This window comes from Klebsiella sp. FDAARGOS_511 (assembly GCF_003812845.1).
In the GTDB taxonomy this organism is placed as follows: domain Bacteria; phylum Pseudomonadota; class Gammaproteobacteria; order Enterobacterales; family Enterobacteriaceae; genus Klebsiella; species Klebsiella grimontii.
Window position 1 is genome coordinate 1,520,329 of the sequence record NZ_CP033824.1, and the last position, 16,449, is coordinate 1,536,777.

The following is a 16,449-nucleotide window of genomic DNA, read 5'->3' on the forward strand; positions in this document are numbered from 1 at the left end:
GCACAGAGCGCTGGGGGCACGCTGAAATGGGTGGGGGCCCTGCCAGCTACATCCCGGCACACACGTCGTCTGCTCTGGCTGCTTCCTTCCGGACCTGACCTGGTAAACAGAGTAGCGTTGCGGGAGAACCAACAGAGCCCCCATTGAGAGCGCTAGTTACCTAACGCGCTGGCGCATTATCCCTGCTGAACCCCTGAATTGCAAGCCGCCGCCGATTGGGTGCTGGTTTATTGCGCAAAGTCGCGTAGTCAGAGCGATATCGCGGCTTTTTAGCGTAAATTTTCCCGTCCCTGAGAGGAGATTGCGAGCGTACTCTCAGCACAAACGCCTCTCAACATCCATAATGTTCGCTATAAATTGAATGTTTTTTACCATGGTATCTGAATGAGTGAATCACCGCGTTTAATCACTACCCTGGCGATGCCGCCAATCGACGAAGTCACCGTTTCCTTCCGCGGTTTAAACTTTCTGCGCCCGGATCTGCTTCTTGATTTTGTGACCATTAGCCAAAATCCGCTACTTGCCGTCACCCCGGTCGCGCTGCTCTACTCTAGCGTCGGCGTCCTCCAGCACATTGAATTACGTAAACTCCCTATCGAAGTCAGCGGTCGCGTGGTCTATCCAATATCAACGCTTAAGCTTCCGGCCATGCGCGCAAAACTGGTGATCAACGCTCAGTCAAAACGCCTGAAGTTTCTTGAAACCCTGTTGACCAATACGCCGAATGAGAATGTCCATGGCATGCAGGTGCTTGGCCTGGCACTGGAATTTACCGTCATTAAAACGGCTTAAGCCGTTATCTGTACAGCCCGTCGTACAACGATTATCCTGAGCCTTTACCGGCAGCAGGACGTACCATGGATTCTCACGATACTTTTCCGCAGCGAGTCTGGCAGATAGTCGCCTCGATCCCAGAGGGGTACGTTGCTACCTACGGTGACGTTGCTCAGTTGGCTGGTTCACCGCGCGCGGCGCGTCAGGTCGGCGGGGTTTTAAAGCGTCTGCCTGAAGGGTCCCATCTTCCCTGGCATCGGGTCGTCAACCGCCACGGCGATATCTCGCTTACCGGACCAGATCTACAGCGCCAACGCCAGGCGCTCCTTGCGGAGGGAGTCCAGGTCTCAGGCAGCGGTCATATTGACCTGCAGCATTACCGCTGGATTTATTAAAGGCAAAAAAATGCCCCTGAAAAGGGGCATAGTCGGGGTTATTGCGCGGCGGGAACGTTGGTATTTGCCACCGGTACCGCGGTTTGCTGGACCGGTACCAGCAGCAGGTCGGCGCGATTGCCGCCCTGATTAATCACCGTCTGCACGGTATCGGTAATAAACATCAGCTGACCGTTGACGGTAATCGCTGAACTTAACAGGATGCGTGCATTAGGCTTAATATCCGCCTGGTTGTAAGGCAGAACAAAGTTAAATGGCGCCTGCTTCCCTTCAGTCCTTACCGCTTTTTGCGACAGCACGTGCGCTGGCGCATCGGCCAGGGACGCATCCGACAAGGTTACGGTTAACACCGCATCCGGCGGTAACGCCACGCGCTGTCGAATATTAATGGTCCCGGAAACGTTAGGCTGCTGCTGCGAGGAGCTTAGTGAGGCAATGCCGTAAGGATCGGGCGCAGCCTGGTTCGCTGCATTGCTGCTGTGATTGTTCGCACAGGCAGACAACGTAGCCGCGACGGCTAAGGCACTTAACATATAGGCAAATTTCATTCTTTTCTCCTTTTCATCCCTTCTTTAACAGGAGTACATCCAGCCACAATCGGGGACAGGACATTAGTATCGTAAATAAGTGTGGCACAGATCTCAGATCTCTTCCTGGAAAAGAGCCCATATTCAGATTATTGCACCCATCGGACCACTTGCGATTCCAGGTTATACTTTGCCTCAATAACGCGCTGCGCAAAGCAGTCATCATTGATTGAGGGTCACTATGAGTCAGGCATTAACCAATCTGCTGGCATTGTTAAATCTGGAAAAAATTGAAGAGGGATTGTTTCGCGGTCAGAGCGAGGATCTGGGATTGCGTCAGGTCTTTGGCGGTCAAGTGGTTGGCCAGGCGCTATACGCAGCAAAAGAGACGGTCCCCGCAGAACGCCTGATTCACTCGTTTCACAGCTACTTCCTGCGTCCCGGCGACAGCCAGAAACCCATCATCTATGATGTTGAAGTCCTGCGCGACGGCAATAGCTTCAGCGCCCGCAGGGTGGCGGCGGTTCAAAACGGGAAGCCGATTTTCTATATGACCGCCTCTTTCCAGGCGCCAGAACCCGGCTATGAACATCAAAAAACCATGCCCGCGGCGCCCGCTCCGGACGCCCTCCCCTCCGAAACGGATATCGCCCGCAAACTGGCCCATCTGTTGCCGCCGCAGGTTAAAGAGAAATTTCTCTGCGATAAACCGCTGGAGATTCGCCCGGTCGAATTTCATAACCCCCTGAAAGGCCACGTTGCAGAACCGACGCGTCAGGTTTGGATCCGCGCCAACGGCGCCGTTCCGGAAGATCTCCGCATCCATCAGTATCTGTTAGGCTACGCTTCGGATTTTAACTTCCTGCCCGTCGCCCTGCAGCCGCATGGCGTCGGTTTTCTGGAGCCCGGCATGCAGGTCGCCACCATCGATCACTCAATGTGGTTCCACCGTCCGTTCAATATCAACGACTGGCTGCTTTACAGCGTTGAGAGCACCTCCGCCTCCAGCGCGCGCGGTTTTGTGCGCGGCGAATTCTATACGCAGGACGGCACGCTGGTAGCTTCCACAGTGCAGGAAGGCGTCATGCGTAATCGCAATACATAAAAAAACAGAGCCTCCCCTTGGGGAGGCTCTGCAGCTTCAGGAGATAACGCAATTTATCAGGCGTTGTAGGCGTTTTCGCCGTGGCTGTTTACGTCCAGCCCTTCACGCTCTTGATCTTCCGGTACGCGCAGACCAACGGTCATATCGGCAACTTTGTAACCAATGAAAGCGACAACGCCGGACCAGACAATGGTAATACCGATACTTTCCAGCTGTACCAGAACCTGATGGCCCATGGTGACGCCTTCCGCGTAACCGACACCGCCCAGAGAAGTCGCGGCGAAGATACCGGTCAGGATGCAGCCTACGATACCGCAGACGCCGTGTACGCCAAACACATCGCACGGGTCATCAACGCGCAGCCAGCGTTTCAGTACGGTGACGCCCCACAGACCCGCCAGGCCCGCAGCGATACCGACAATCAGAGAGCCGCCGACGCCGATGTAGCCGCACGCCGGAGTGATGCCGACCAGCCCGGCAATCGCACCTGAACAGGCGCCAAGCAGAGACGGTTTACCGCGGGTTGCCCACTCGCCGAAGGTCCACGCCAGGATTGCTGCCGCCGTTGCCACCACGGTATTTACGAACGCCAGACCGGCAATTTCGTTCGCCGCGCTTGCAGAACCGGCGTTAAAGCCGAACCAGCCAACGTAGAGGATCGCGGTGCCGGTGAATACCATCGGCAGGTTATGCGGTTTGAACGCTTCTTTACCAAAACCAACGCGTTTGCCCATCATATAGGCACCCACCAGACCCGCTACCGCGGCGTTGATGTGAACCACCGTACCGCCGGCGAAATCAAGCGCGCCGTGCGTGGCCAACAGACCGCCGCCCCATACCATGTGCGCAATCGGCACATAAGAGAGCGTCATCCATACCACGACGAAAATCAGTACCGCCGAGAAGCGAATACGTTCCGCCAGCGCACCGACGATCAGACCAACGGTAATACAGGCGAAGGAGCCCTGGAAGGCAACGTGGATATACTGATAGAAGCTTCCCATCAGCGCTTTCAGTTCAATGTTTTTCAACAGTACCCAGTCGAAGTTGCCGAAGAAGCTGCCGCCAGCGCCGAAGGCCAGCGTGTAGCCATAAACCACCCACAGCACGCAGACCAGCGCAAAAGTCACGATCACCTGAGTCAGCATGGAGAGAACGTTTTTACCGCGGATCAGCCCGCCGTAGAACAGCGCGATGCCCGGAATCGACATAAACAGCACCAGCGCGGTGCAAATCATCATAAAAGCATTGTCGGCTTTATCCGCTACCGCCGGTGCGGCCATCGCCAGCCCCGGAAGAAGAGCCAACGCTCCCAGACCTGTTTTCATTGTTGCTATCTTCATTGTTTCGTTCCCCATCACTGTGTGGTCTGAAAGTTACAGTGCCGCTTCGTCAGATTCGCCGGTACGGATGCGAATCACGCGCTGCAGCTCGGCGACAAAGATTTTGCCGTCGCCAATCTTTCCGGTATACGCCGCTTTACTGATGACATCGACGACTTCGTCCAACTGATCGTCGGCAATCGCGACATCAATCTTCACTTTCGGTAGAAAATTGACGCTGTATTCGGCGCCGCGATAGAGCTCCGCGTGGCCTTTCTGACGGCCGAACCCTTTAACTTCAGTGACCGTCAGGCCCTGAATACCCATTGAAGACAATGCTTCACGCACGTCTTCCAGTTTGAATGGTTTGATTACCACCGTAACCAGCTTCATAAGTCCCCTCCAGTCAGAATTCGGTAATGGCCGCAGCTAACACGTATCTACTAAAGCAAGGGCTATGCCAGAAATGAAAAAGGACCGCCAGGCGGCCCTTTTTGAGGGAGAAGGTGAAGAATTCGCTGGAAACGAAGCGGCAAATTGGCTCTTTCGGCTAAAGTTGCACCATTTCAGTGCACAATGTGTGACGTTTTTGCACCACCTCAGGCCGCGCTATCGCGACTGCCTGATTATGGTGCATCAGGCGATCAGCGACTCTTCCTGCGAGCTGGCCGCCAGCTCTTCGCCAACCAGCTGCAGCTGATACATCTGCCAGTAGCGGCCTTTGGCCGCCAGCAGCTGCTGATGGTTTCCGCGCTCTACGGCCTGACCGCGGTGCAGCACCAGGATCGTATCGGCCTCGACGATGGTCGATAAGCGGTGCGCAATCACCACCAGCGTCGTGTGCTCACGCACTCGCGCCAGAGCTTGCTGAATCGCCTGCTCGGTACCGGAATCAATATTGGCCGTCGCCTCATCAAGAATCAGCACCTGCGGCGTATCAACCAGCACCCGCGCCAGCGCCAGCAGCTGTTTCTGACCAACGGAGAGATTATTCCCCTGCTCGCCCAGCAGCGTATAAATCCCCTTTTCCATTTCACGGGCCAGATCTGCCAGCTGGACCGCTTCCAGCGCCTCCCAGACCTGCTCTTCGCTAATGTCGCGACCGAGGGTAACGTTGGCATAGAAGGTATCAGCCAGCACCACCGGATCCTGCTGCACCATCGCAATCCCCTGACGCAGCGCGCTGTGGCTCAAGGAAGAAAGCGGCCGACCGTCGATGCGAATCTCTCCCTGAGTTAACGGGTAGTAGCCCATCATCAGGCTGGCCAGGGTGCTTTTACCGCTCCCGGTATGGCCAACCAGCGCTACAAAGCTGCGGGACGGGATATCGAGATTAATATCCTGCAACACCAGGCTATCGTCGCGGTAGGCAAAAGAGAGATGATCGATGCTAATTGCTCCGCTGCGCAGCGGCTCGCTATCTTCACCCCACGCCTGACGCGGTTTATCCATCAGCTCGAAGACGCGCTCGCCCGCGACGACCGCCTGCTGCAGCATTGACTGCTGGGTGGTCAGCTCGATCAGCGGCTCGTTCAGTCGTCCAAGATAGCTAATAAAGGCGTAGAGCACCCCGACTTCGATCGTTCCGCTACTGCTGAAACCAAACAGCATCAGCAGGCCGCAGAGAATTAATGAAGAGAACAGGCTTAGCAGCGGACGCAGCAGGAAGCCATCAAGACGCAGAGTTTGCATACGCGCCAGATAGTGCGCATAACTGGCCTCGCGCATCCGTTCGCCAAAACGCGCCTGCTGGCGGAACTGCTGGATAACGCCCATGCCGTTAATCACTTCATTAAAACCATCGTTGATATCCGCCAGCCAGGCGCGGACCCGTCTGACGATTGGCGTGCTGTAGCGCTGATAAATCATCATCACGATCAGCACCGCCGGGAAAATAGCGATAGCCACCAGCGCCATCCGCCAGTCAAGGCTGAACATCGCCACCAGCATCGCGCCAATCAAGGCGGCGCTCCGCAGTACGGTGGCCACCACGGTCACGTACAGATCACGAATGACTTCGGTATCGTTGGTCACCCGTGAGATGAGCTGCCCGACCGGCTGCGTATCAAACTCGCTGAGCGGCTGGCGCAGCGCGGCATCCATGACGTCGCTGCGCAGCTGCTGCACCACGCCGACCGCCGCACGATTAAACAGCAACGCCTGGCAGTAATGCAGGCCAGCGGCAAGGAGTTGCAGGCCGATATAGGCTACGGCGAGACCACAAACCAGCTTCAACGGCAGCGAGTTCTTCGCCACCATATTGTCGATGAAATAGCTGATCAGCAGCGGACCGCTGACTTCCGCCACCGCCGCAACCCACATGATGGCAACGGCAATCATCAACGGTTTACGCCACGGGGAGCCGTAGGCCAGCAGGCGCTTTAAGGTCGGCCAGAGTTCAGTGAAACTACGCACCGGTGATCTCCTCATCTTCCAGCGGGACATCATCCAGCGCCGCTTCCAGCTGCTGATAACGGTACATGTCCCGATACCAGCCCGGCTGCGCCGCCAGCGCCTCATGGCGACCGCGCTGGGCAATATGCCCGTGCTGCATTACCAGAATTTCGCTGGCCTCGGTCAACGCCGACAGGCGATGGGCGCTAATGATCACCGTCCGCCCTTCTCCCCACTGCCGCAGGTTATGCAAAATCTCGTGCTCTGTTCTGCCATCCACCGCCGACAGGGCATCATCAAGGATCAGAATCTCCGCCTCCAGCAGCAGCGCGCGGGCGATGGAAATTCGCTGCTTTTGCCCGCCGGAAAGCATCACGCCACGCTCGCCGACTTCGGTGTTATATCCCTGCGGCAGGCGCAGGATATCCTCATGCACGCTGGCAAGCCGCGCAACGTGCTCGATTTGCTCCTGCGTGGCGTCCGGTTTACCAAGGGCGATGTTGCTGGCGACGGTATCGGAGAACAGGAACGGTGTCTGATTAACCACCGCCAGGCGGGCGCGCCAGCTATCGAGCTGTAGCTGGGTCAGGGGAACGTCGTGGAAGCGGATATCGCCTTCAGTCACGTCAAAGTGGCGCTGAATCAGCGCCAGAATAGTGCTCTTGCCGGAGCCGGTCGGCCCGCAAATCCCCAGCATCTGCCCGGGCTGTAGCGTAAAGTTGACCTTTTCCAGCGAGCTCTTATTCGCCTGTGGGTAGATAAACTCGCGCACGGCGACGCTGAGCGTACCGCGGCCTTCCGGCGTCGGCTCGCTGCCGTCGTTCACCGCCGGCGCCTCTTCCAGCATGGTGCGAATGCGCGCATAGGCCGCGCTACCGCGCTCAACGATGTTAAACATCCACGCCAGCGCCAGCATCGGCCAAATCATCAGGCCAAGGTACATCACAAAGCTGGTGAGCTGTCCAAGGGTCAGGCTGCCCTGGATCACCATCCAGCTGCCGCCGCCGATGGCCAGCAGGTTAGCAGTACCGATGGCGATATAAATCGTCGGGTCGAAGCGCGCGTCGATGCGCGCCACGCGCATATTTTTGGCGCCGGTATCCGCGGCATCGGCGGCAAACAGCGCCGACTGTCGATCTTCGAGACCAAAGGCTTTGATCATGCGGATGCTGGTGAGGCTCTCCTGGGTGCGGTCGTTAAGGCTGGAGAACGCCGCCTGAGCGACGCGAAAACGCTCGTGTAATGCATCGCCGTTACGTTTGATCGCCAGCGCCATCAGCGGCATCGGCAGCAGCGCCAGCAGGGTTAACTGCCAGCTGATTTGCGTCGACATCACGATCAGCACCGCGCAGCCCATCACCAGGGAGTCCACCAGCGTTAACACTCCTTCGCCAGCGGCGAATACCACCCGATCCACGTCGTTGGTCGCCCGCGCGATCAGATCGCCGGTACGATGGCGCAGGTAAAAGGCCGGATGCTGGCGGCTGAGCTGGCGATAGAAATCCTCACGCAGTTCGACGGCCAGCTGATAAGAAGCGCCGAAAAGCAGCACCCGCCAGACGTAGCGCAGCAGATATACCATCACCGCAATAACGACCAGCAGGCCAATCCACATCCACACCTTTTCCGCGGTGTAATGTTGTTTTGTGACGCCATCAACCACGATGCCCACCACCTTTGGCGGCACCAGTTGCAGGATGGCAATCACGATCAGCAGAGCAATAGCGCCAAGGTAACGGCGCCACTCCCGGCGGAAATACCAGCTAAGTTGAGCAAATAATCGCAAGCAGTTAAATCCTGAGTGTGTAATTCGTAGCGGCTGATGCCGTTAATCAATCGGCAAGGCTGTCGTGTATTTTATCTGTTCCATGGCAAAACTCGAAGTGACATCCGAGAGCCCCGGTACGCTGTTTACCAGGCGTTTATAAAAATCATCATAGCTTTTCATATCCGCAACCTGGACCCGCAGCAGGTAGTCATACTCCCCCGCCATACGCCAGAAACCGAGAACCTCCGCCATCTGGGTGACCTCGCTGACGAAGCGGCAATACCAGTCGCTACTGTGGTGCTGAGTCTTAATCAGCACAAACGCCGTCAGCCCAAGCCCGACCTTTTCCGCATCCAGCAGAGCGACTCGCCCGCGCAGGATACCTTCGTCTTCCAGACGCTTCAGGCGCTTCCAGCATGGTGTGGTGGTCAGATTAACGGCATCAGCCAGCGCCTGCAAAGAGAGGGTACAGTCGGTTTGCAGTAAAGAAAGCAGCTTACGGTCAATTTTATCTAACATTACTCACCTCAGGAGAAAAATTTACTCCATTAATTGTAATTCAAAGGCTAAATGGCAACAATTTTTCCTTCGAATTCCGCTAAGCTGGGCACAAAATGACAAACAGGAAACCGAGATGAACAGCGCCTGGATAAAACACGCGATTAGTGAAATTAATGCCGATTATCAGCGTTCCGCCGATACGCACCTGATTCGTCTGGCGCTCCCGGAGTTCCCTGGGATCCAGCTCTATCTGAAAGATGAAAGCACCCATCCAACCGGTAGCCTGAAGCATCGTCTGGCCCGCTCGCTGTTCCTCTATGGTCTGTGCAACGGCTGGATTAAAGAAGGGACGACGATTATTGAATCCTCTTCGGGTTCGACCGCCGTCTCTGAAGCCTACTTCGCCCGTCTGTTAGGCCTGCCGTTTATCGCCGTGATGCCTTCCTGTACGGCAAAACGTAAAATTGAACAAATTGAGTTCTACGGCGGCCGCTGTCATTTTGTCGATAGCGCCTGCGAAATCTATGCCGCCTCCGAGACTCTGGCTCGAGAGCTGAACGGGCATTATATGGATCAGTTTACCTTTGCCGAACGGGCGACCGACTGGCGGGGAAATAATAATATCGCCGACAGTATCTTCCGTCAGATGAGCCATGAGCCGCACCCGCAGCCGTCGTATATCGTGATGAGCGCGGGCACCGGCGGTACCTCAGCAACCATTGGCCGCTACATTCGTAGTCAGGGTTACGATACGCAGCTGATGGTGGTTGACCCACAAAACTCAGTGTTTTTGGACTACTGGCAAAGCCGCGACGCCAGCCTGCGCAGCCCGGTCGGTAGCAAAATTGAGGGTATTGGCCGCCCACGCGTCGAACCTTCATTTATTCCCGATGTGGTCGATGAGATGCTGCGGGTACCGGATGCCGCCAGCGTCGCCACTGCCCTATGGCTGGAAACGCTGCTCGGGCGTAAAGTCGGCGCATCAACCGGCACCAATATGTGGGGCGTGCTGCAGCTGGCCGTACGGATGCGCCAGGAGGGGCGCAGCGGCTCCCTCGTTACGCTGCTGTGCGACAGCGGCGAACGTTATCTGGAGAGCTACTACAATCCGCAGTGGGTGACGGCCAATATTGGCGATATTTCCCCGTGGCAGGCACAGATCGCCGACATGCTGCGAGCAAAATAAAAAAAGCCAGATATCACAGGATATCTGGCTTGCTGGCAGGGTCTCTTTATTCGGGGGAATAAGGAAGATCAGGATTATCCAGCCAATGAGTCAAAAAGTGGGAAACAGCCTGATGACGGCAGTCGCCAATAACCGGTAGATGCGGAAGTTCATTTTTCAGCTGATGCATCGCATTGCCCATAATCACCCCCCGGCCAACGCTGCCGAGCATTTCCCGATCGTTCATGGCGTCACCGAACGCCATGCAATCCTGCAACGTCAGGCCAAGATGCTGGCTTAGTACCGCCAGAGCCGCTCCTTTGTTACAGCCGCCGGGCAAAACTTCAAGACAATCCATCGCTGAAAAACAGAGATCCGCCCGGCCGCCGAGCGCTTCATTCAGCTGGATCCGCAGCCGCCGCAGATCGTCATGATCGCCGCAGAAGCAGATTTTCGTAACCTGATGCGCCGGCATCCGTTTTGGATCGTACAGCTGGTAACGAAAACCGCTAAAAACGTGCGCTTTCAAAATTTCGGGAATCTCCTGCCCGGTGTACCAGCCGCCGTCGTTGAAGAAATGCATACTGGCCGAGGTTTCCCAGGCGCTGTGCAGCACCTCTTCCGCCACATCGGGGGCCAGATCGCGGCGATACAGCTCTTCGCCCTCCAGAGAGTGAATGCGCGTCCCGTTGCCGGTAATTAAAAACGCATCCAGAGAAAACTCGCCAATAACGTGGCGCATCTCCAGGGCATGACGGCCGGTGGCGAAAGTCAGGGTGATATCGCGCTCGCGCAGACGTTTTAGCGTCGACAGCGTTTTTTCTCCCAGACGATGGTCCGGCATCAGTAGCGTACCGTCCATATCAAATGCAGCCAGTCTTGCCATCTCCTGCTCCCCAATGGTGGTGGATTTTGCTTGTGTTGCAGTATCGCCTGAGATATACGGAAGTAATAGTGAATAGATGAATTTTATTGTTCCGGGTTTACGAATATAGCGCAGGATTAAACAGATATGAGGCTATTAAACCGTCTCCATCAGTACCAGCGGCTCTGGGAACCCTCCTCGGGCGAGCCGCAGCAGGTTACCGTCGGCGAGCTGGCGGGACGCTGCTTTTGCAGCGAACGCCATATCCGTACCCTGCTGCGCCAGGCGCAAGAATCCGGCTGGCTAAGCTGGCAGGCCAGCTCCGGTCGTGGAAAGCGCGGGTTGCTTCAGTTTTATAAAGCGCCGGAAACGCTGCGCAACGAAATGATGGAACAGGCGTTGAATAAAGGGCAGCAGCAAAATGCCCTCGAGCTGGCCCAGCTTGCGCCGGTGGAGCTTAAAGCGCTGCTTTCCCCCTTTCTCGGCGGCCAATGGCAGAACGATACGCCAACCCTGCGTATTCCTTATTACCGCCCACTGGAGCCGCTACGCCCGGGTTTTATGCCGGGAAGGGCGGAACAGCACCTGGCCGGGGAGATATTTTCCGGCCTGACCCGATTTGATGCGCGCAGTACCTGTCCGATAGGCGATTTAGCCCATCACTGGGAAGTATCGCCTGACGGTCTGCGCTGGCATTTTTATATTCGTTCAACCTTGTTCTGGCATAACGGCGATCCGATTAAAACCTCTCAGCTACAGCAGCGGCTTTTGATGCTACTGCAGCTACCCTCACTGCGTAAGCTATTCGCCAGTATTAGCGAGATTAACATCCCCCACTCCCAGTGTCTGACTATCACCCTGCATCGCGCCGATTACTGGCTGCCGTTCCGCCTTGCCAGCTACTGCAGCGTGCTGGCGCATCCGGACAATTCGGCGATCGGCAGCGGACCATTTCGCCTGAAATTATTTACTCCGGACCTGGTGCGGCTGGAAAACCATCAGCGCTATCATCTCACTCACCCGCTGCTGCAGGCCGTGGAATTCTGGATCACGCCGCAGCTGTTCGAGCAGGATCTGGGCACCAGCTGTCGTCATCCGGTACAGATAACCATTGGCGATCCTGACGAGCTGACCAGACTACGTCAGGTCAGCAACAGTATTAGCCTCGGTTTTTGCTATCTAACGCTGCGCCAAAGCCCTCGCCTTAACAAAGCGCAGGCGCAAAGGCTGGTCTCGCTGATTCATCGCTCCACTCTGTTAGAAACCCTACCGTTGGATGAGGATCTGATCGCGCCCAGCAATGAAGTATTGCCGGGCTGGTCTATTCCGCAGGGGCCTGAAAATCATGATACCCCTCTGCCTGAACGGCTTACCCTGCTCTATCATCTTCCCGTAGAGCTACACGCCATGGCGGAGCAGCTTCGGCAACGACTGGCAGAGCTGGGCTGCGAGCTGACGATTATTTTTCATGATGCAAAAAACTGGGATGGCTGCGAGCAGTTTGCGAAAGCAGACCTGATGATGGGCGACCGCCTGATCGGCGAAGCGCCGGTCTATGCTCTGGAGCAGTGGCTACGCTGCGACGCGCTGTGGCCTAATTTGTTGACCGGGGCACAATATGCACATCTTCAGGCGACGCTGGATGCCGTTCAGGCCCTACCGGACGAGCGCAGCCGCAGCGAAGCTTTGCGCAACGTCTTTGACAGATTGATGGATGATGCCATCATGACCCCACTGTTCAATTATAATTATCGGATCAGCGCACCGCCGGGGGTTAATGGGCTACGACTCAACGCGCGAGGCTGGTTTGACTTCGCCAGCGCCTGGCTACCGGCCTCAGCGCCGTGACAGAGCTGGTGGTCGCGCTCATCAGGCGCTACCATATGTGCCTCACTTCGATTGTCAGGAATTATCATGAAACGCGCCGTAGTTGTCTTCAGCGGAGGACAAGATTCGACGACCTGCCTGGTGCAGGCTCTGCAACAGTATGATGAAGTGCATTGCGTCACTTTTGATTATGGCCAACGCCACCGCGCGGAGATTGACGTTGCTCGCGAACTGGCGCTAAAACTGGGGGCCGTCGCCCATAAGGTCCTTGATGTCACGCTGCTTAACGAACTGGCGGTCAGCAGCCTGACCCGCGATAGCATTCCGATTCCGGATTACGAGCCGGACGCCAGCGGCATCCCCAATACTTTTGTCCCCGGTCGCAACATTCTGTTTTTAACCCTGACGGCGATTTACGCGTATCAGGTTAAGGCAGAAGCTATTATCACCGGCGTTTGTGAGACCGATTTTTCGGGCTATCCGGACTGCCGAGACGAGTTTGTGAAAGCGCTGCACCATGCCGTCAGCCTCGGAATGGCGAAAGATATTCGCTTCGAGACGCCGCTGATGTGGCTTAACAAAGCCGAGACCTGGGCCTTAGCCGATTACTGGGGCCAGTTAGAGCTAGTGCGCCATAAAACCCTGACCTGCTATAACGGCATTAAAGGCGACGGCTGCGGGCAGTGCGCCGCCTGTAATCTACGCGCCAACGGCCTGAGCCACTATCTTGGCGATAAGGTTGGCGTGATGACGGTGATGAAGCAAAAAACCGGGCTCCAGTAAGCGGTTACTTCCCGGCGGCGCAATAGCCCCGCTGGCGGCCGAAGGCGATTAGCCCGGGCAGGTGCGCAGCACCGCCTCCGGGACATCTCCCTCCGGCTGGCCAGTTAGCGCGGCTCAAGCTGCTCCAGCTTCTCCCGCAGTTCGCCCTCCAGCGGCAGCGCTTTCTGGGTTTTAAGATCGATACAGACAAAGGTGATAAGCGCATCGGCGACCACTTCGCCGTTAGGATTGAGGGTAACCACCTGGCTTAACGTCCCGCTTTTTCCATTGAGCTTTTCGAGCTTGCTGGTGACGGTTAACACATCGCCCAGTACCGCTGGTCGGCGATAGTTGATATTGATATTCACCACCACAAAAGCGATGTTGCGCGCGGTCATCCAGTGGAAGGCCGGGCTGCTTTCCAGGCCATCCCAACGCGCCTCTTCGAGAAACTCCAGATAACGCGCATTGTTGACGTGCTGATATACATCCAAGTGATAGCCGCGAACTTTGATTTGAGTCTGCATAGCGCGAATGCCTTATCTCTAATTGTTGTTTTGAGGTCAGAGGTCACACCACTGGTGTAACCTCTTCATTCTGGCAAATAATAACAACTGTGCAAACTTCCGCTGAAAATTTACAGCTTCAGATGTGACAGATTTCTCTCTACCAGCGAGTTGCCCATACCGGGGACCTGCTTAAGGTCGTCAACGGTTTTAAACGGCCCGTACTCTTCGCGATAGCTCACGATAGCCTGCGCTTTCTTCAGACCGACGCCATTCAACGCCTTAGCCAACTCCTCCGCACTGGCGTGATTAATACTCACCCTGGTGCCCTCACTGTCGGCCGCGTTTAACCCATCCGGCGCTTTTGCCTGCGGCGACTGCACGCTCTCCTTTACCGTCGACGACGCTTTACCCGCAGAGGGCGCCGCCTGCGCTATCTGACTCCCCGCCGCCGCACAAACCAGTACTGCGGCAATAAGCGTTTTCATTCCTCGTTTCATGCTGTTATCTCCTTGTTTGTTGACAGCAAGAGCACGATAGCGATGAGGGAAAAAGAGTACAAAAGGCAAAATGCAGAAATGGAAAAGGCCGCGAAAGCGGCCTTTGAGGATTACATCACGTTACTTGCTTTTGCGAAGCAGCGCGAAATTATTGTTGCTGGTCGATGATATCGCCGACCTTAATTTTAGCCGCTTTACGCAGGTTGCTCATCAGCGCTTCGAAGGCGATCTGGGCGTTATTCTGGGTGATCCCCTGAATCATCGCTTTTTTCTGCTCTTCCGGCATCGTACCCGCTTTCACTTCCTCCAGCGCCAGCAGCACTACGTTGCCCTGCAGATCGGAGCCCACGCCGTAGCTTGGCTTACCCGACTGCGGCAACGGTAACGCAAAGACTGACTGGCTCAGCGCTTCCTGACCGGTGCGTGACAGCGTCTGCGGCGCGCCAAAGCTCAGGCCTGCGGCTTTCATCGCTTCATCGCCTTTACCCTCTTTCAGGGCCGTCAGCAGCTTATCAGCATCCAGCTTTGCCTGCTGTTCCGCTTTGTTGCGCTTAACAATATCGCTTACCTGCGCTTTCACATCCGCCAGCGGCTTAACCGCCTCCGCTTTGTGCTCGCTGATGCGCAGAACAAACGCGCGATCGCCGTCAACGGTGATGATATCGGAGTTGCTGCCCGGCGTGCCGTTGTCGCCAACCAGGCCGCCGTTGAAGATAGCTTCAGAGACCGGCTTGAAGTTCAGCTCTTGCGGCAGGCTGTCACGGCCAAACCAACCTGTTTCAACCACTTTCAGACCGGCAACCTGGGCGGCGCCCGCCAGCGACTCATTATCGTTGCTCGCCGCGTCGCTCACTTTCTGCTGCAGCGCGTAGTACGCATCCAGCGCTTTTTCCTGCTTCACTTTCGCCGCGATATCATCGCGAACCTCAGCCAGCGGTTTAACCTGCGCAGCCTGAACGTCGTCCAGACGGGCAACGAGGAAACCCACGGAGGATTTAATCACGCCAGAAAGCTGGCCTTTTTCTTTCAGACCGGCTTCTTTCAGCTCCGGCACGGTTGCGGCATCGTCCATCCATCCCATGTCGCCGCCGTTGCGGGCAGAGATGATGTCGGTTGATTTCTCTTTTGCCAGAGCGGCGAAGTCTGCTCCTTTCTTCAGCTCATCGAGCACAGCCTGGGCATCCGCTTCGGTTTTGGTCTGAATGATGCTGTAGCGGTTACGCTGCGGCTGAGTGAACTGATCCTGATGCTGGTCGTACCATGACTGAATTTCTTCGTCAGAGGCGTTTTCCTGCATGCTCGCAGCGTCCATCTTGATATAACTTACGCGGAACTGCTCCGGGGCCATAAAACGCGCCTGGTTCTGCTGGTAGAAGGCGTTGATTTCATCGTCGGTAGCGGTTTGCTTCGCCGCCAGCGCGTTCACGTCGATAGTTGCTTCACGGACGACGCGCTGTTGAGAAACCAGCGCCGCCAGCTGGTCGGATTCGCCCTGCAGCATAAAGTCGGTACCGGCTACGGCGTTGATCAATTGCTGAGTCGTCAGCTGATTACGAAGCGCCTGCGCGTACTGATCCGTCGTCATCCCCATCTGATTAACGATACGACTGAAGCGCTCGTTATCAAATTTGCCATCCGCCTGGAAAGCCTGGGTCTGGAAGATCGCCTGCTTAACCTGGTCATCGCTGATGCTGAGACCAAGCTCACGGGCATACTGATCGAGCAGCGCCTCGTCAATCAGACGGTTCAGCACCTGCTGACGCATGGTCTTCATGTAATTTTCATTAGCCGCCAGCTCTGAGAACTGGTCGCCAAGCTGCTGCTGCATGCGATTACGCTCGCTGGCAACGGCATTCTCAAACTGTGTGCGACCAATCTCCTGGTCATTAACTTTTGCGGCATAGTTGTTGCCACCGCCAATCAGGTAACCACTCACCCCGGTCAAAATGAACGAGACGATAATGATACCGAAAATAATCTTGAGCACGACGCTGTTGGCGGCCGTGCGTAGGTTGTCCATCATGGTGTAACAACGCTC

At 56.2% G+C, this 16,449-nt stretch carries 16 protein-coding genes and 1 other RNA gene; 6 read left to right on the forward strand and 11 right to left on the reverse strand.

What is annotated here, in order from left to right; genetic code table 11:
• Positions 1 to 37: 37 nt before the first annotated feature.
• An RNA gene (gene ffs, locus EGY08_RS08395) (signal recognition particle sRNA small type) lies at positions 38 to 134 on the reverse strand.
• 250 nt (positions 135 to 384) lie between these two features.
• Here ffs and EGY08_RS08400 point away from each other — a divergent pair.
• Both EGY08_RS08400 and EGY08_RS08405 read left to right on the forward strand, forming a co-directional pair.
• Positions 385 to 792, forward strand: a complete 408-nt coding sequence (locus EGY08_RS08400) for a hypothetical protein (protein WP_004129856.1) — start codon at positions 385 to 387, stop codon at positions 790 to 792.
• 65 nt (positions 793 to 857) lie between these two features.
• Positions 858 to 1,169: an MGMT family protein gene (locus tag EGY08_RS08405; RefSeq protein WP_004129854.1), complete on the forward strand. Its 312-nt coding sequence runs from the start codon at positions 858 to 860 to the stop codon at positions 1,167 to 1,169.
• A gap of 38 nt (positions 1,170 to 1,207) precedes the next feature.
• Here EGY08_RS08405 and EGY08_RS08410 read toward each other — a convergent pair whose 3' ends face one another.
• On the reverse strand, positions 1,208 to 1,717 hold the full coding sequence (locus EGY08_RS08410) for a YbaY family lipoprotein (protein ID WP_004129852.1): 510 nt from the start codon (positions 1,715 to 1,717) through the stop codon (positions 1,208 to 1,210).
• A 220-nt stretch (positions 1,718 to 1,937) separates the two neighbouring features.
• Here EGY08_RS08410 and tesB point away from each other — a divergent pair, with 220 nt between their 5' ends.
• Positions 1,938 to 2,801 (forward strand): acyl-CoA thioesterase II, encoded by an 864-nt coding sequence (gene tesB, locus EGY08_RS08415; RefSeq protein ID WP_004129849.1) that lies wholly within the window; start codon positions 1,938 to 1,940, stop codon positions 2,799 to 2,801.
• A 56-nt stretch (positions 2,802 to 2,857) separates the two neighbouring features.
• On the opposite strand, the gene amtB is transcribed toward tesB, so the two are convergent.
• From amtB to EGY08_RS08445, 5 genes are all read right to left on the reverse strand, one after another.
• On the reverse strand, positions 2,858 to 4,144 hold the full coding sequence (amtB, locus tag EGY08_RS08420) for an ammonium transporter AmtB (RefSeq protein ID WP_004129846.1): 1,287 nt from the start codon (positions 4,142 to 4,144) through the stop codon (positions 2,858 to 2,860).
• Positions 4,145 to 4,177: 33 nt separating this feature from the next.
• Complete coding sequence (gene glnK, locus EGY08_RS08425; protein WP_004099573.1) at positions 4,178 to 4,516, reverse strand: P-II family nitrogen regulator; 339 nt, start codon at positions 4,514 to 4,516, stop codon at positions 4,178 to 4,180.
• A gap of 243 nt (positions 4,517 to 4,759) precedes the next feature.
• Positions 4,760 to 6,538, reverse strand: coding sequence for a SmdB family multidrug efflux ABC transporter permease/ATP-binding protein (locus EGY08_RS08435; RefSeq protein ID WP_004129837.1), 1,779 nt, complete (start codon positions 6,536 to 6,538; stop codon positions 4,760 to 4,762).
• On the reverse strand, positions 6,531 to 8,303 hold the full coding sequence (locus EGY08_RS08440; RefSeq protein WP_049123374.1) for a SmdA family multidrug ABC transporter permease/ATP-binding protein: 1,773 nt from the start codon (positions 8,301 to 8,303) through the stop codon (positions 6,531 to 6,533). The genes EGY08_RS08435 and EGY08_RS08440 overlap by 8 nt, the downstream gene beginning before the upstream one ends.
• Positions 8,304 to 8,345: 42 nt before the next feature.
• On the reverse strand, positions 8,346 to 8,804 hold the full coding sequence (locus EGY08_RS08445) for an Lrp/AsnC family transcriptional regulator (RefSeq protein WP_004129831.1): 459 nt from the start codon (positions 8,802 to 8,804) through the stop codon (positions 8,346 to 8,348).
• A 115-nt stretch (positions 8,805 to 8,919) separates the two neighbouring features.
• Between EGY08_RS08445 and EGY08_RS08450 the strand changes: the two genes are divergently transcribed.
• Positions 8,920 to 9,972, forward strand: a complete 1,053-nt coding sequence (locus EGY08_RS08450) for a PLP-dependent cysteine synthase family protein (RefSeq protein WP_004129828.1) — start codon at positions 8,920 to 8,922, stop codon at positions 9,970 to 9,972.
• A 46-nt stretch (positions 9,973 to 10,018) separates the two neighbouring features.
• On the opposite strand, the gene cof is transcribed toward EGY08_RS08450, so the two are convergent.
• Positions 10,019 to 10,837, reverse strand: a complete 819-nt coding sequence (gene cof / locus EGY08_RS08455; protein WP_004129825.1) for an HMP-PP phosphatase — start codon at positions 10,835 to 10,837, stop codon at positions 10,019 to 10,021.
• A gap of 126 nt (positions 10,838 to 10,963) precedes the next feature.
• On the opposite strand from cof, the gene EGY08_RS08460 reads away from it, so the two are divergent.
• Both EGY08_RS08460 and queC read left to right on the forward strand, forming a co-directional pair.
• Complete coding sequence (locus EGY08_RS08460) at positions 10,964 to 12,664, forward strand: SgrR family transcriptional regulator (protein WP_004129822.1); 1,701 nt, start codon at positions 10,964 to 10,966, stop codon at positions 12,662 to 12,664.
• 66 nt (positions 12,665 to 12,730) lie between these two features.
• Positions 12,731 to 13,426, forward strand: a complete 696-nt coding sequence (queC, locus tag EGY08_RS08465; RefSeq protein ID WP_123828402.1) for a 7-cyano-7-deazaguanine synthase QueC — start codon at positions 12,731 to 12,733, stop codon at positions 13,424 to 13,426.
• A 104-nt stretch (positions 13,427 to 13,530) separates the two neighbouring features.
• Here queC and EGY08_RS08470 read toward each other — a convergent pair whose 3' ends face one another.
• From EGY08_RS08470 to ppiD, 3 genes are all read right to left on the reverse strand, one after another.
• Entirely contained in the window at positions 13,531 to 13,932 is a 402-nt protein-coding gene (locus tag EGY08_RS08470; protein WP_123828403.1) for a YbgC/FadM family acyl-CoA thioesterase, read from the reverse strand.
• Positions 13,933 to 14,042: 110 nt separating this feature from the next.
• Positions 14,043 to 14,411 (reverse strand): helix-hairpin-helix domain-containing protein, encoded by a 369-nt coding sequence (locus EGY08_RS08475; RefSeq protein ID WP_004129816.1) that lies wholly within the window; start codon positions 14,409 to 14,411, stop codon positions 14,043 to 14,045.
• Positions 14,412 to 14,559: 148 nt separating this feature from the next.
• The gene (gene ppiD / locus EGY08_RS08485; protein ID WP_004129812.1) at positions 14,560 to 16,434 is read right to left on the reverse strand and encodes a peptidylprolyl isomerase; all 1,875 of its coding nucleotides are present in this window, start codon (positions 16,432 to 16,434) and stop codon (positions 14,560 to 14,562) included.
• Between the last annotated feature and the right edge of the window lie 15 nt (positions 16,435 to 16,449).

Excerpts from the sequence above, each read along its gene's own strand:
- EGY08_RS08450 (WP_004129828.1), top strand. The coding sequence starts at position 8,920 with ATGAACAGCGCCTGGATAAAACACGCGATTAGTGAAATTAATGCCGAT.
- EGY08_RS08410 (WP_004129852.1), bottom strand. The coding sequence starts at position 1,717 with ATGAAATTTGCCTATATGTTAAGTGCCTTAGCCGTCGCGGCTACGTTG.
- EGY08_RS08445 (WP_004129831.1), bottom strand. The coding sequence starts at position 8,804 with ATGTTAGATAAAATTGACCGTAAGCTGCTTTCTTTACTGCAAACCGAC.
- tesB (WP_004129849.1), top strand. The coding sequence starts at position 1,938 with ATGAGTCAGGCATTAACCAATCTGCTGGCATTGTTAAATCTGGAAAAA.
- EGY08_RS08470 (WP_123828403.1), bottom strand. The coding sequence starts at position 13,932 with ATGCAGACTCAAATCAAAGTTCGCGGCTATCACTTGGATGTATATCAG.
- EGY08_RS08405 (WP_004129854.1), top strand. The coding sequence starts at position 858 with ATGGATTCTCACGATACTTTTCCGCAGCGAGTCTGGCAGATAGTCGCC.
- amtB (WP_004129846.1), bottom strand. The coding sequence starts at position 4,144 with ATGAAGATAGCAACAATGAAAACAGGTCTGGGAGCGTTGGCTCTTCTT.
- cof (WP_004129825.1), bottom strand. The coding sequence starts at position 10,837 with ATGGCAAGACTGGCTGCATTTGATATGGACGGTACGCTACTGATGCCG.
- glnK (WP_004099573.1), bottom strand. The coding sequence starts at position 4,516 with ATGAAGCTGGTTACGGTGGTAATCAAACCATTCAAACTGGAAGACGTG.
- EGY08_RS08400 (WP_004129856.1), top strand. The coding sequence starts at position 385 with ATGAGTGAATCACCGCGTTTAATCACTACCCTGGCGATGCCGCCAATC.
- queC (WP_123828402.1), top strand. The coding sequence starts at position 12,731 with ATGAAACGCGCCGTAGTTGTCTTCAGCGGAGGACAAGATTCGACGACC.
- EGY08_RS08460 (WP_004129822.1), top strand. The coding sequence starts at position 10,964 with ATGAGGCTATTAAACCGTCTCCATCAGTACCAGCGGCTCTGGGAACCC.
- EGY08_RS08475 (WP_004129816.1), bottom strand. The coding sequence starts at position 14,411 with ATGAAACGAGGAATGAAAACGCTTATTGCCGCAGTACTGGTTTGTGCG.
- ppiD (WP_004129812.1), bottom strand. The coding sequence starts at position 16,434 with ATGATGGACAACCTACGCACGGCCGCCAACAGCGTCGTGCTCAAGATT.